The 13,624-nt window shown below is 50.2% G+C and carries 13 protein-coding genes; 6 read left to right on the forward strand and 7 right to left on the reverse strand.

Features of this window, described 5'->3' with window-relative positions; translation table 11 throughout:
- Nucleotides 1–156: 156 nt before the first annotated feature.
- The 3 genes from hemN to FOC66_RS06265 all read left to right on the forward strand — a co-directional run bounded on the left by hemN (nt 157) and on the right by FOC66_RS06265 (nt 2,910).
- Nucleotides 157–1,578: an oxygen-independent coproporphyrinogen III oxidase gene (hemN, locus tag FOC66_RS06255; RefSeq protein WP_003748693.1), complete on the forward strand. Its 1,422-nt coding sequence runs from the start codon at nt 157–159 to the stop codon at nt 1,576–1,578.
- A 66-nt stretch (nt 1,579–1,644) separates the two neighbouring features.
- A complete protein-coding gene (locus tag FOC66_RS06260; RefSeq protein ID WP_003748694.1) occupies nt 1,645–1,890 on the forward strand; it encodes a DUF1289 domain-containing protein in 246 nt (81 codons plus the stop codon).
- Nucleotides 1,891–1,923: 33 nt separating this feature from the next.
- On the forward strand, nt 1,924–2,910 hold the full coding sequence (locus tag FOC66_RS06265; protein WP_003748697.1) for a TraB/GumN family protein: 987 nt from the start codon (nt 1,924–1,926) through the stop codon (nt 2,908–2,910).
- A 98-nt stretch (nt 2,911–3,008) separates the two neighbouring features.
- Here the strand turns inward: FOC66_RS06265 and argF are convergent, their stop codons facing one another.
- From argF to FOC66_RS06300, 7 genes are all read right to left on the reverse strand, one after another.
- On the reverse strand, nt 3,009–4,004 hold the full coding sequence (argF, locus tag FOC66_RS06270) for an ornithine carbamoyltransferase (protein ID WP_003748699.1): 996 nt from the start codon (nt 4,002–4,004) through the stop codon (nt 3,009–3,011).
- 147 nt (nt 4,005–4,151) lie between these two features.
- Complete coding sequence (locus FOC66_RS06275) at nt 4,152–4,907, reverse strand: methylated-DNA--[protein]-cysteine S-methyltransferase (protein ID WP_003748702.1); 756 nt, start codon at nt 4,905–4,907, stop codon at nt 4,152–4,154.
- A 98-nt stretch (nt 4,908–5,005) separates the two neighbouring features.
- Nucleotides 5,006–6,139 (reverse strand): succinyl-diaminopimelate desuccinylase, encoded by a 1,134-nt coding sequence (gene dapE / locus FOC66_RS06280; RefSeq protein WP_003748705.1) that lies wholly within the window; start codon nt 6,137–6,139, stop codon nt 5,006–5,008.
- 111 nt (nt 6,140–6,250) lie between these two features.
- The gene (locus tag FOC66_RS06285) at nt 6,251–6,871 is read right to left on the reverse strand and encodes a glucose-6-phosphate 1-dehydrogenase family protein (RefSeq protein WP_003748707.1); all 621 of its coding nucleotides are present in this window, start codon (nt 6,869–6,871) and stop codon (nt 6,251–6,253) included.
- Between the two features lie 33 nt (nt 6,872–6,904).
- Nucleotides 6,905–7,414, reverse strand: coding sequence for a hemerythrin domain-containing protein (locus FOC66_RS06290; RefSeq protein WP_003748710.1), 510 nt, complete (start codon nt 7,412–7,414; stop codon nt 6,905–6,907).
- A 92-nt stretch (nt 7,415–7,506) separates the two neighbouring features.
- Nucleotides 7,507–8,085, reverse strand: a complete 579-nt coding sequence (gene azu / locus FOC66_RS06295; protein WP_003748712.1) for an azurin — start codon at nt 8,083–8,085, stop codon at nt 7,507–7,509.
- A gap of 291 nt (nt 8,086–8,376) precedes the next feature.
- Nucleotides 8,377–8,799, reverse strand: coding sequence for a DciA family protein (locus FOC66_RS06300; protein ID WP_003748714.1), 423 nt, complete (start codon nt 8,797–8,799; stop codon nt 8,377–8,379).
- Between the two features lie 154 nt (nt 8,800–8,953).
- Here FOC66_RS06300 and secA point away from each other — a divergent pair, with 154 nt between their 5' ends.
- The 3 genes from secA to FOC66_RS06315 all read left to right on the forward strand — a co-directional run bounded on the left by secA (nt 8,954) and on the right by FOC66_RS06315 (nt 13,494).
- Nucleotides 8,954–11,707, forward strand: coding sequence for a preprotein translocase subunit SecA (gene secA, locus FOC66_RS06305; protein WP_003748718.1), 2,754 nt, complete (start codon nt 8,954–8,956; stop codon nt 11,705–11,707).
- A gap of 128 nt (nt 11,708–11,835) precedes the next feature.
- Complete coding sequence (aroC, locus tag FOC66_RS06310; protein ID WP_003748720.1) at nt 11,836–12,936, forward strand: chorismate synthase; 1,101 nt, start codon at nt 11,836–11,838, stop codon at nt 12,934–12,936.
- A 117-nt stretch (nt 12,937–13,053) separates the two neighbouring features.
- Nucleotides 13,054–13,494, forward strand: a complete 441-nt coding sequence (locus FOC66_RS06315) for a ProQ/FINO family protein (RefSeq protein ID WP_003748722.1) — start codon at nt 13,054–13,056, stop codon at nt 13,492–13,494.
- Nucleotides 13,495–13,624: the final 130 nt, after the last annotated feature.

The following is a 13,624-nucleotide window of genomic DNA, read 5'->3' on the forward strand; positions in this document are numbered from 1 at the left end:
CCTTTAATTTGCTTAGTTCTCTCAATCCCTGATTAAGCCGAATAACTATTGACCCATATCAAAGTCGGCATATCATTATGAGGCATTCTACCAAACTATCGAAATTTTGACTAAAATTTTCCCTAATTTCCTTACTTCATACTACAAGCCCCGACCATGAAAATCATCCCCATCTCAAATAACACCAACGCAAACAATGAATTACCGGAATTCGACCGCGAATTGATTGCCAGTTTGCCATCAAGCGGTCCACGTTATACATCCTATCCGACCGCTGACCGCTTCCATGAAGGCTTTAAAGAAGCCGAATATATCCAAGCTTTAAACCTGCGCAACATGGGCGCGCTCAACAAACCCCTTTCACTCTACATCCACATTCCCTTCTGCAATACCATCTGCTACTACTGCGGCTGCAATAAAATCATTACCAAAGACAAAAGCCGTGCCGATGCCTATATCCAATATCTGGAAAAAGAAATGGAATTGCTGGCACCGCATTTGGGCGGAAGACACCAGCTCGCGCAACTCCACTTCGGCGGCGGCACGCCGACATTCCTAAGCGACGACCAACTCGAACGCGTCTTCGACATGATCCGCAAATACTTCCAGCTGATTCCCAACGGCGAATACTCCATCGAAATCGACCCGCGCAAAGTCAGCCGCGAAACCGTCCTCAAACTGGGCAAACTCGGCTTCAACCGCATGAGTGTCGGCATTCAAGACTTCGACCCTAAAGTGCAGGCAGCCGTCAATCGTATCCAAAGTTACGAAGAAACCAAAGAAGTCATCGATGCCGCCCGCGAAGCAGGGTTCAAATCTGTCAGCGTTGATTTGATTTACGGCCTGCCGCACCAAAACACCGAAAGCATCAAAACCACCATCGACACGGTCTTGTCCCTCAACCCCGACCGCCTCGCCCTCTACCACTACGCCCACCTGCCGCATATCTTCAAACCGCAACGCCGTATCGACACCAATGTCGTTCCCGGCAGCGAAGAAAAACTCGATATGCTGCAATATTGCGTCCAAACCCTGACTGAGCGCGGCTACGTCTTCATCGGGATGGACCACTTTGCCAAACCTGACGACGAGCTCTCCATCGCCCTCAAAGAAGGTTTCCTGCAACGAAATTTCCAAGGTTATTCCACCTATGCCGACTGCGACTTGGTAGCAATCGGCGTGTCCTCTATCGGCAAAATCGGCAGCACCTACTCCCAAAACGAGCGCGACATCGATGCCTATTACGCCGCACTCGACGCCGGACACCTGCCCATCATGCGCGGCTACCAGCTCAATCAAGACGACATTTTGCGCCGCAACATCATTCAGGATTTGATGTGCCGCTTCTCGCTCGACTATCGGATTTACGAAAGCGTGTTCGGCATTCCGTTTAGCCGTTATTTCGCGGTCGAACTGGAGGACATGAAACAACTGGAAACCCTCGGCCTGGTCCGCCTCAAACCGCACGGCCTGACCGTTACGCCGAAGGGACGTTTCCTGATCCGCAACATCGCCATGGTGTTCGATTATCATCTGCGCCATAAAGAAACCAAAGCCAAATACTCGCAAACCGTATAAACACTTAGGCCGTCTGAAAGTATGTGTTATATTTCAGACGGCCTTTTTCACATCAAAAGCAACACAATGGATCAACCCGATTTCTTCCCCATTCCCAGCCCCTGTATCGGCGTTTGCGAAGCCAATGCCAAAGGCTATTGCAAAGGCTGCCTGCGCAGCCGGGAAGAGCGCTTGTACTGGCACCAGATGACCGACAGCCAAAAACATCAAGTCATGCACCTCCTAGCCCTCAGAAAAACCAAAATCCGCAACCGCAAAACAGAAAAGCCCGACACGGGCGAACAACCGGTTCAAAACCTGCTCGATTTCTAAACCGCCCTTACCGCACACACCAAAAGGAAAAACATGAAAAAACTACTCGCCTGCCTGCTTGTTCCATTGACCGCCCTTGCCTTGGGTGCCTGCAAACCCGCCGCAACTTCAACCGACAACAAACCTGCCGAACTTAACTGGCAGCAGCCTAAACTGACCAGCAATGTTTGGAAAATCAGCAAAGAAGGCCAACCCGATTCCTATCTGCTCGGCACCATCCACATGGGGCAAACCAATCAAACCTTGTCTTCCGATGCCCTCAAACTATTACAATCCACCGACCAACTGACCACAGAAGTTAACGCATTGCCGGACAGCAGTCCGGAAACAAAAAAAATGTATCAAAAATACTTCAAAGAAGTCATGAGTACCGAACCGCTCAGCCGCAAGCTTGGCAAAACAGATTTCCGTCTTTTACAAGAAATCTATTCACAAAATGAAGAAAGCCGACCCATCGCCCAAATTGCCGACAAACTCCATCCGTGGGCGGCATTCATTTTTGCCGGCAGTACATTTCCCCAAGAGTATAGCTCAGAAACCGGTGCAGATATGTTGCTGACCAACGCGGCAGTCGGCATCAATAAGCCGCGTGGTTCATTAGAAAGCTTGAACGATGTTACCGCGATCTTCAAAGCCCAGCCTGAAGAAACCATGCTCAACTTTCTGAAAGCCAGTATTAAAACCAATAAAGAAGAAACCGAAGATGTCAAAAAACTCCATCAAGCCTATTCAGACGGCCGCTTTGAAGAACTGATCCCACTTTTGGAAGAAACCGAACAACGCACCCTCAAACGTGTTGATGCCAAATACGCCAAAGCCATGTCCGATTGGCTGAAAAACGACCTCCTGATCCGTCGCAACCAGGCATGGTTGCCTGAAATCCGCAAGCAATCCGCCAAACAAAGTACCCTCTTTGCCGTCGGCATTGCCCATTTACCCAGCGAAAAAGGCTTAATCGAATTGCTACGTCAAGAAGGCTATCAAGTAACCCCCGAACCCAAAGTCCTGATTTGGCAATAAACCCCAATCCAACAACAAGGCCGTCTGAAAATCTTTCTTTCAGACGGCCTTTATTTAATCTCTATTAAATGAAGCGGTAAGCAATGTTGAGCGCAAAATCAATCGCCCAATGCCGCTACCATCACCGCTTTAATCGTGTGCATCCGGTTTTCTGCCTGATCAAACACGATGCTGGCTTCGCTTTCAAAGACTTCTTCCGTTACTTCCACACCATTCAGGCCGAATGTCTCATAAATCCATTCGCCGACCTTGGTTTCACGATTATGGAAAGCAGGCAGGCAATGCATAAACTTGACTTGCGGATTTTCAGCCGCCGCCATCAACTCGGGCGTAACTCGGTAATCTTTCAGCAAATCGATACGTTCCTGCCACGCCTCTTTAGGCTCGCCCATGCTGACCCACACATCGGTATGGATAAAATCCACGCCTTTCACGGCTTCTTTCACATTCTCCGTCAACAAAATCCGTCCGCCGGTCTCTTTGGCAACAGCCTGCACCGTCTCGATAATGTTTTCAGACGGCCACAAACTTTTCGGCGCACCGATACGCACGTCCATGCCCAGTTTCGCAGCCAACACCAGCAACGAATTGGCCATGTTGTAACGCGCATCGCCGACATAGGCAAACGCAATTTGGTTCAAAGGCTTGTCGCTATGCTCGCGCATCGTCAGCGCGTCGGCGAGCATTTGAGTCGGGTGAAACTCGTTGGTCAAACCGTTGAACACAGGTACGCCTGCATACTTGGCCAGCTCTTCCACCACATCCTGTCCAAAGCCGCGATATTCGATGCCGTCAAACATCCGCCCCAAAACACGCGCCGTATCCTTAATGCTTTCCTTATGCCCGATTTGGCTGGCAGAAGGCTCCAGATAGGTCACCCCTGCACCTTGGTCGCGCGCGGCCACTTCAAACGCGCAACGGGTGCGGGTCGATGTTTTCTCAAAAATCAGGGCAATGTTTTTTCCCTGCATCCGCTGCACCTCGCGCCCTGCTTTTTTAGCGGCTTTCAATTCGGCGGCAAGGTCGAGATAGGCAGTAATTTCTTCGGGTGTGAAATCCAAAAGTTTTAAAAAATGACGGTTTTTCAGGCTCATGTCTTATTTCTCTTTTTTCTAGCGTGGGCGTTACCCAACATTTTTCTCCATGCAGATTTCGTCGGGCTTCCACCGACCTTCTGCTGCTCAATTTTTTTTAACGTGCGAAGCCTACCCGAAGCATGACCCCTTATGCTCTATCAAAACTCAAAACAAGGCCGTCTGAACCTCGCCTCGCTCCAACGCAAGCAACGATTGTTTGCGGTTCAAACCGCCTGCGTAGCCGGTCAGTTTGCCGTCACTACCGATAACACGGTGGCAGGGAATCAGGATGGACACCTTGTTCTGCCCGTTTGCAGCGGCAACGGCGCGAATAGCCTTAGGATTGCCCAACTGTTGCGCCTGCTCCTTGTAGCTGCGCGTTTCGCCGTAAGGAATAGTCAGCAACGCATTCCATACCTGCTGCTGAAAGGCCGTGCCTATCATTTCCAAAGGCGTCGCAAAAGCTTTCAGACGGCCTTGGAAGTATAAATCCAATTCTTGGTGCAAAAGTTGCGTTTGCTCATTTTCTTGGAAAATAAACTGTCCGTGCAAAGCTTTTTGGACAGCCGTGATTTCCTGCCCTAGCTGTTTCTGACCGACAAATTCCAGCAGACACAAACCCTTGCCACCGAACACCGCCAACATCTCGCCCAACGGCGTGGCAACTGCGGCAACAGTCAGTTCGTTCGGACTATCCGGATAACGCGTTTCCAACAGTCCGATGGTTCGGCGGGTACGGACATATTCTTCAGGGGCGCAACCGATACTGTCGATAAAATCCTGCTCAAGCTGCTTGGCTTCATGTTCCGTAAGACGCTCGTGTAACAAGGTTTCGAGGTCTGTGGAAAAATCGGTTTCCAGCCGCTCGCGGATTTCATTCCACTTTGATGGAAGCTCGTTTAAAGAAGGCAGAGTAATCATATTTTGCCTTATGCAATTATTGATAACTTCATAGAAAACAAAAAGAGCAAAAGAATCATATCGCCCTATCGTTTTTCAAAGCCTACGGTACGGCCTTTTCACTTCAACAAGCGTTTCAACATACCCTCATACACCGCCGACAGCTTCGGAATATCTTCCAAACGTACGTTTTCGTTGATTTGGTGGATGGTCGCGTTAGATGGGCCTAATTCGATGAGTTCTTTGGCAATGGCTTTGATGAAGCGTCCGTCCGAAGTGCCGCCGGTAGTGGACAATTCGGCCTCAACGCCACAAATCTCGGCAATGGCTTCGCGTGCCACGTCGGTCAGTTTGCCCGCGTGGGTTAGGAACGGTTGGCCTGAACAAGACCACTGCAAATCGTATTGCACGCCGTGTTTGTCCAAAATGGTGTGGACGCGTTGTTTCAGACCTTCTTCGGTGGACTCGGTAGAAAAACGGAAATTGAATTTGACGTTCAGCTCGCCCGGAATCACATTGGTCGCGCCTGTGCCGCCGTTGATATTGGAAATTTGGAAACTGGTCGGCGGAAAGTATTCGTTGCCCTCGTCCCAGACTTCCTGTGTCAGCTCTAACAAGGCTGGGGCAAAAGTATGCACGGGGTTGATGGCCAAATGCGGATAGGCAATATGGCCTTGCTTGCCTTTGACGGTCAGGTTGCCCGACAACGAGCCGCGGCGGCCGTTTTTCAACATATCACCCAATTTATCCACGGCAGTCGGTTCGCCGACGATACAGTAATCAATCAACTCGCCGCGCGCTTTCAACACATCGACGACTTTGGTCGTGCCGTCCAGCGCATCGCCCTCTTCGTCCGAAGTAATCAGGAGTGCGATGCTGCCTTGATGATCGGGATGTTCGGCAACGAAACGCTCGCAGGCGGTAACGAAACAGGCAATGCTGGTTTTCATATCCGCTGCACCGCGACCATACAGACGGCCTTCACGCTCGGTCGGTTCAAACGGTGGCGAATCCCATTTTTCAACAGGGCCTGTCGGCACGACGTCGGTATGTCCGGCAAAGCAGAACACCGGAGCCTGTGTACCGCGGCGCAACCAAACATTTTTGGTGTCGCCAAAATGAAGCTCTTCTACGGCAAAACCGATTTTTTGCAGGCGTTCGGCCAGCAGTTGTTGGCAATTTTGGTCATCCGGCGTAACGGACGGGCGGGAAATCAATGCTTTGGCGAGTTCTAGGGATTGGGTTTCGGTCATTGTGTTTACTTTGAAAAACAGGCCGTCTGAAACGTTCTGAATATGATTTTCAGACGGCCTTGAGTTTATTTGAAGATACTGAATGGGCAGTCTGCCTTTCAGTATTCTGAGTTATTTTCCATGGCAAGCTTCATAAAGCGGCAGTAATTCTTCCACTGTTTCCACTATCCATTTCGCAACATCCTGCTTGCCCAAATCATCGCGTTCGATGTGTTTGCCGATACAGAAGAAATCTTTGTCGTCTCGAAGCTTTCTATCGCCGTCGCTTTGTTGGGCGACGGTACGATAATCGTCATATTCGCTTTCCGCACCGTGCCACATATCGAATGAAGCGTATTTTTCGGTATCAAAATTATCCAGCCAGCGGTTGTAATCGGGCAGCGCAATGGGGGAAACATCGGCTTTATAGCAGTGCCAATCCAAGCTGACGCTCAAACGGCGGCGGTTGAGCAAAATCGATAAAATTGCTGCGGAATTTTTATATTGTTCGTATTTGAAATAGGCAAAGAAATGGGCGCGGACCTGCCAGCCGTTACACCAGCGTTCGATATGCGGCGGCGCAAACGGTGCACCCAATTCGGCGGCAACCTGCTGGATCAGCTGCTGCCATACTTGCCAGTTTTCTTTATAGTCGGCCTTGATTTGCGGAATGCTTTCAGGCTGATATTTTTTAAGCTGGGAAAATTGGAAAAAGGGAATATTGAACAAATCGCAACTTTTTGGGGTCAGCATAATATATCCTTGAGACGATTGTTTCAGACGGCCTTATTTGCGGCGGCGTGCAGCCATAATTTCTCCGATTTCGGTCAGTTTTTCTTTGGGGATAAAGGTTTTGCCCATATCAAACAGCGGCTCTTCAATCGCCAGATGAACATCATATCCTGCGACAAAGCGTTTGAACGCTTCCGCATCGGGGACATAGGCGTTGTCTGCTTCGAGTTTGGCGAATTCAGCGGATACCGCCGCCCAGTTGTTGTGCAGGCTGATATGTTGGCGCAAAAGCTCGTCAACGCTTTCTTGAGCTTGCGGCGCATATTGCAATAGAAGCGGGAAGAAATTTTCTTCTTCGTCTTCATGGTGCAACGGCGCGGCAACATTAAAATATTGGGCAATCTGGTGGATGGTTTGCAAAACGATTTGATTGCAGCCGTTTTCGGTAATATAGTCCGACAACATGGCAACCTGGCTGCAGAAACGGCGCACTTTACCATGACAGGCGTACAGCATTTCAATGGGTTCGGCAAAAGTAACGCTTTTGGTTTCAAACGGATTCATGGTTTTGAGGTTTTATTCTTAAATTAATGTTTCCAGATTATAACAAAACAGCCTGCGCAAGGCAGGCTGTCTATTTTTAAGCTTAAAGCGGATTAGTCAACCAAAGTAACTTTACCGTTCATCAAAGCACCGTGACCTGGGAAGGTACAAGCGAATTTGTATTCGCCGCCGGCCAATTTAGCAGGATCCAGAGTCAGAGAAGCTTCTTCGCCGCCGCCAACCAGTTTGGTGTGGGCAACAACGCGTGCGTCGTCAGGTTTAACGTAGTCAGTTGCAGCAGCACCGGCACCATCTTTGAAAATACCGTCCATGTCTTCGGCTTTACCGATGACGATGTTGTGACCCATGCTTTCTTTAGGTTGGGTACCGGTGTGTTTCAAAGTGATGGTGAATTCTTTACAAGCTTTGCTTACTTGGATTTCTTTAGTGTTAAACTGCATAGCGTCGTTGGCTTCAACAGTAGTTGCGCAGTTGCCGGCAGCAGGAGCGGCGGCAGCATCGGCCGGAGCAGCTTCAGAGGCAGGAGCGGCATCGGCAGGTGCAGTAGTTTCTGCAGGAGCAGCTTCAGAAGCAGCGGAAGCAGCAGGTGCTTCAGCAGGTTTTGCAGCTTCTTGAGAGCATGCAGCCAAGCCGATAACGGCAGCGGAAATCAGAGCCAGATAAGCTTTCATTGATGTATCTCCTAATGATGAGAGTCTTGTTAAGTTCTATTAATAGAACCCGCGCGAATATATTAACAAAGGCAAATACCAGACTTAAACTTATTCACGCAGAGCGATAAGAAATTCAGGCGTTATTTTGCTATAAACTTCGCACGAAATCAAAGTTTCAGGCCAAGTTTACATCAGTTTACCTAAAAGAAAACAGTTACTGTTTAGGTCGTATTTCTTTAGTATTAGATGCTATCGGTCAAATGAAATAAGTTTTAACATTTATTAACCATAATCTCATTCGGCATGATTTTAGCGGCTGTGCTTGCGTACCAATTCTGCCAATGCCGCCGCCAATTCGGGATGTTTGCCTTCCAATTTGGCTGCCGCCTCATCGAAACTGTCTAAAGCTGCCTCGCTCAATCGCAAACTATTGGTTTTCGGCTGAGCCGGAGGCTTGGGGACTACCCTGACCACCACTTCCCTCACGCCTGCATGCAATGTTTGCAACTTGGGCAGCATGGCGGGCAGGATCATTTTTAAACGCGAAGCAGCCATATTGTTGGCGGCAAGCAAGACCAATCTTCCGTCTTCTACGCAGGCCGTCTGAAAATGCGGATGCAGGTTGGCCGGCAAAACCGTTTTGATTTTTGTATCCAATTTCCGCCATTGTTGCGATTGTTGCAACAAGCCCGCCAATAAATGATCGCGCTTGCCTAATTGTGCTAAATCCATATATTTCAGACGGCCTCTCAGTAAATTAACCAAACAATTACAATTGAAATACAGCAAAACCGCCTTTATTTCAAACAGCATTACCGCGTTATACAAGCGCTTGTGTTAAAATCCCAGTTTCGCCCACTATTATATCAAGGCGCAGGAATTATTCATGCTGACAAACATTGCTAAGAAAATCTTCGGCAGCCGCAACGACCGCCTGCTGAAACAATATCGTAAATCCGTTGCCAAAATCAACGCGCTTGAGAAACAAATGCAGGCCTTGAGCGATGCAGAACTGCAAGCTAAAACAGCCGAATTCAAACAACGTCTCGCCGACGGACAAAGCCTGGACGACATCTTGGTCGAAGCCTTTGCCGTCTGCCGCGAGGCATCCCGCCGCGTATTGGGCATGCGCCACTTCGATGTACAGCTGATCGGCGGTATGGTCCTGCACCATGGCAAAATCGCCGAAATGCGTACCGGTGAAGGTAAAACATTGGTGGCTACCCTTGCCGTTTACCTGAATGCATTGTCAGGAAAAGGTGTACACGTCGTTACCGTCAATGACTACCTCGCCTCCCGTGACGCAGGCATTATGGAGCCGTTGTACAATTTCTTAGGCTTGAGCGTCGGCGTGATCGTAGCCGATTTGCAACCTTTCGAACGCCAAACCGCTTACGGTGCCGACATTACTTACGGCACCAACAACGAATTCGGCTTCGACTACCTGCGCGACAATATGGTGACTGACCAATACGACAAAGTTCAGCGCGAATTGAACTTTGCCGTTGTCGACGAAGTGGACTCCATTTTGATCGACGAAGCGCGTACGCCGCTGATTATTTCCGGCCAGGCAGATGACAACATCCAGCTCTACCGCGTGATGGATGCTGTTCCGGCCCACCTTATCCGCCAAGAAACCGAAGAAGGCGAAGGCGATTACTGGGTAGATGAAAAAGCACACCAAGTTATTCTGAGCGAAGCCGGTCACGAACACGCCGAGCAAATCCTGACCCAAATGGGCTTATTGCAGGAAAACGACTCGCTCTACTCTGCCGCCAATATCTCCCTGATGCACCACCTCATGGCGGCATTGCGTGCACACACCCTGTTCCACAAAGACCAACACTACGTCATTCAAGACGGCGAAATCGTGATTGTAGACGAGTTCACAGGCCGTCTGATGGCCGGCCGCCGTTGGTCCGAAGGCTTGCACCAAGCTGTTGAAGCCAAAGAAGGCGTAGAAATCAAACGCGAAAACCAAACGCTTGCCTCCATTACCTTCCAAAACTACTTCCGCCTGTACAGCAAACTGTCCGGCATGACCGGTACGGCCGACACCGAAGCCTTCGAGTTCCAAAGCATTTACAACCTCGAAACCGTCATCATCCCGACCAACCGTCCGGTACAACGTAAAGACTTCAACGACCAAATCTTCCGCTCGGCCGAAGAAAAATTTGAAGCCGTTGTCAAAGACATCGCCGAATGTCACAAAAACGGCCAACCGGTTTTGGTCGGTACCACCAGCATCGAAAACTCCGAACTGGTTTCCCGTTTGTTACACGAAGCCGGTCTGCCACATAACGTCCTCAACGCCAAAGAACACGAGCGCGAGGCATTGATTGTGGCCCAAGCCGGTAAAGTCGGCGCAATTACCGTTGCCACCAACATGGCCGGCCGCGGTACCGATATTGTCTTGGGCGGCAACCTCAAACATCAAATCGAAGCCATCCACGCCGATGAAACCCTGAGCGAACAGCAAAAACAAGCGCAAATTTCCGCCCTTGAAAGCGGTTGGCAAACCGAACACGACCAAGTTGTGGCCGCAGGCGGTTTGCACATTATCGGTACGGAACGCCACGAAAGCCGCCGTATCGACAACCAATTACGCGGTCGTGCAGGCCGTCAGGGCGACCCCGGCTCCAGCCGTTTCTATCTGTCGTTTGAAGACCCATTGCTGCGCCTCTTCGCACTCGACCGTGCCGCCGCCATCCTCAACCGCCTGGCACCCGAGCGCGGCGTTGCCATCGAACACGGCCTGCTGACCCGTCAAATCGAAGGCGCGCAACGTAAAGTCGAAGGCCGCAACTTCGATATGCGTAAACAGGTTTTGGAATACGATGACGTTGCCAACGACCAACGTAAAGTGATTTACCATCAACGCAACGAAATCCTGACAACTAAAGACGTCAGCGATTTGACCCGCGAAATCCGCGCCGACGTTATCAGCGACTTGGTTGATTACCACATTCCGCCTGACAGCATGGAAGAGCAATGGGACATTCCGGCACTTGAGCACCAACTTGCCGCCGATTTCCGCCTGCATGTCGATATTAAAGGCTGGTTGAAAGAAGACAGCACTTTGGACAACCAAGACATTAAAGAGCGTCTCATCAAACGCATCGAAGACGAATATGCCGAGAAAGTCGAATTGGTCGGCAAACAAGCCATGTCGGATTTCGAACGCAACGTTATGCTGCAAGTTATCGACAACCAATGGCGCGAACACCTCGCCGCCATGGACTACCTGCGCCAAGGCATCCATCTACGCAGCTATGCTCAGAAAAATCCGAAACAAGAATACAAACGTGAAGCTTTCATCATGTTTGAAAACCTGTGGCGCAGCATCAAACAAAACATTGCCGCTTTGCTGACTGCCGTTCAAATCGAGCGCAACAGCGAATACGACCACACTGCCGCACAAAGCGTCAGTGATGTTCAAACCGTCCACTCCGACGCGCCCGATATGGAAGAATTGCTCGGCCAATCGCAAACCGATTTGGTGACCGAAGCATTCGATCCTGACGGTACCGACTTCAGCCCTGAAGCACTTGCTCAAAACGGCCTGATTGTTCACCGCAACGATCCTTGCCCTTGCGGCAGCGGCCTGAAATACAAACAGTGCCACGGTAAATTGAACTAAGCAGTCAATTCAAAAGGCCGTCTGAACAGTGAAACGAGAATCTTTGATTTCGTTCTCACGTCTGTTCAGACGGCCTGAGAATTATCCAAACAAAAAATTTCCAAACCCAATTTCAAAAGAGTATCCCTATGGCAGGCAATACTTTCGGACAAATCTTTACCGTTACCACTTTCGGCGAAAGCCACGGCGCAGGCTTGGGCTGCATCATCGACGGCTGCCCGCCCGGATTAGAATTGAGCGAAGCGGATATCCAGTTTGACCTTGACCGCCGCAAACCCGGCACCAGCCGCCACGTTACCCAACGCCGCGAAGCCGACCAAGTCGAAATCCTCTCCGGCGTATTTGAAGGCAAAACCACCGGCACCCCCATCGCCCTCCTGATCCGTAATACCGACCAACGCAGCAAAGACTATGGCAATATCGCCACCAGTTTCCGTCCCGGACACGCCGATTACACCTACTGGCACAAATACGGCACACGCGACTACCGCGGCGGCGGTAGAAGTTCCGCCCGCGAAACCGCCGCACGTGTTGCCGCCGGAGCAGTCGCTAAAAAATGGCTGAAAGAAAAATTCGGCACGGAAATTACCGCCTACGTTACCCAAGTAGGCGAAAAAGAAATCCAGTTTGAAGGTTACGAATATATTTCCCAAAATCCTTTTTTTGCCGCCAACCAAAGCCAAATTGAGGACTTGGAAAACTATATGGACAGCGTGCGCAAAGCATTGGACTCTGTCGGCGCGAAACTGCATATCGAAGCGGTTAATGTCCCCGTCAGCTTGGGCGAACCTGTTTTTGACCGCCTCGATGCAGAAATTGCCTATGCCATGATGGGCATTAATGCCGTCAAAGGTGTAGAAATCGGCGCGGGTTTTGATAGCGTAACGCAACGCGGCAGCGAGCACGGCGACGAGCTCACGCCACAAGGCTTTCTATCCAACCACTCAGGCGGCATCTTGGGCGGCATCAGCACCGGGCAAGACATTCATGTGAATATTGCCATCAAACCGACCAGCTCCATCGCCACACCGCGCCGCAGCATCGATATAGAAGGCAATCCTGTCGAGCTTGCCACACACGGCCGCCACGACCCCTGCGTCGGATTACGCGCTGCTCCGATTGCCGAAGCCATGCTGGCATTGGTATTGATTGACCACGCCTTACGCCATCGTGCACAAAATGCCGATGTACAGGTCAATACACCGGACATCGCCAAACTGGGAAAATAACCGTTTATTTCTGAATATTCTCAGAAAAATTTAGCCAAATCACAGTCTTTATACTACAATAGCACCTTATTGCCGTATGAAGAAAATACGGATTTAGATTAGAGGAATACAACCGCAATGGCACAAGAAACCGCTTTGGGCGCTGCACTGAAATCTGCCGTCCAAACCATGAGCAAGAAAAAACAAACAGACATGATTGCCGACCACATTTACGGCAAATATGATGTGTTCAAACGATTCAAACCGTTGGCTGTCGGCATCGACCAAGATTTGGTTGCCGCCCTGCCCCAATACGATCCTGCACTGATTGCACGCGTACTGGCCAACCACTGCCGCCGCCCACGCTATCTGAAAGCCTTGGCCCGCGGCGGCAAACGTTTCGACCTAAACAACCGCTTCAAAGGCGAAGTCAGCGCAGAAGAGCAAACCATCGCCCAACAGCATCCTGCCGTTCAACAGGCATTGGCTGCACAAGCCGAACGCCAAGCCGCTAAAGCTGCCGCTGAAGCAGAAGTGGCCCCTACTCAAGCTGAGGAGACCAACAACGCTGCTGAATAATGTTCAGACGGCCTGATAAGGCTTGCACTAAATAAATAGAGACCCCAATTCAATACGACATCTTTAACGTCGATGAATTGGGGCTTTTTTATTGCCTTAACCTTATAGTGGACTGATTAAAAATAACTTT

This window comes from Neisseria mucosa (assembly GCF_013267835.1).
Classification (GTDB): domain Bacteria; phylum Pseudomonadota; class Gammaproteobacteria; order Burkholderiales; family Neisseriaceae; genus Neisseria.

Bases quoted from the DNA above. Each gene is read 5' to 3' on its own strand.
- hemN (WP_003748693.1), top strand. From the start codon at position 157: ATGAAAATCATCCCCATCTCAAATAACACCAACGCAAACAATGAATTA.
- FOC66_RS06260 (WP_003748694.1), top strand. From the start codon at position 1,645: ATGGATCAACCCGATTTCTTCCCCATTCCCAGCCCCTGTATCGGCGTT.
- FOC66_RS06265 (WP_003748697.1), top strand. From the start codon at position 1,924: ATGAAAAAACTACTCGCCTGCCTGCTTGTTCCATTGACCGCCCTTGCC.
- argF (WP_003748699.1), bottom strand. From the start codon at position 4,004: ATGAGCCTGAAAAACCGTCATTTTTTAAAACTTTTGGATTTCACACCC.
- FOC66_RS06275 (WP_003748702.1), bottom strand. From the start codon at position 4,907: ATGATTACTCTGCCTTCTTTAAACGAGCTTCCATCAAAGTGGAATGAA.
- dapE (WP_003748705.1), bottom strand. From the start codon at position 6,139: ATGACCGAAACCCAATCCCTAGAACTCGCCAAAGCATTGATTTCCCGC.
- FOC66_RS06285 (WP_003748707.1), bottom strand. From the start codon at position 6,871: ATGCTGACCCCAAAAAGTTGCGATTTGTTCAATATTCCCTTTTTCCAA.
- FOC66_RS06290 (WP_003748710.1), bottom strand. From the start codon at position 7,414: ATGAATCCGTTTGAAACCAAAAGCGTTACTTTTGCCGAACCCATTGAA.
- azu (WP_003748712.1), bottom strand. From the start codon at position 8,085: ATGAAAGCTTATCTGGCTCTGATTTCCGCTGCCGTTATCGGCTTGGCT.
- FOC66_RS06300 (WP_003748714.1), bottom strand. From the start codon at position 8,799: ATGGATTTAGCACAATTAGGCAAGCGCGATCATTTATTGGCGGGCTTG.
- secA (WP_003748718.1), top strand. From the start codon at position 8,954: ATGCTGACAAACATTGCTAAGAAAATCTTCGGCAGCCGCAACGACCGC.
- aroC (WP_003748720.1), top strand. From the start codon at position 11,836: ATGGCAGGCAATACTTTCGGACAAATCTTTACCGTTACCACTTTCGGC.
- FOC66_RS06315 (WP_003748722.1), top strand. From the start codon at position 13,054: ATGGCACAAGAAACCGCTTTGGGCGCTGCACTGAAATCTGCCGTCCAA.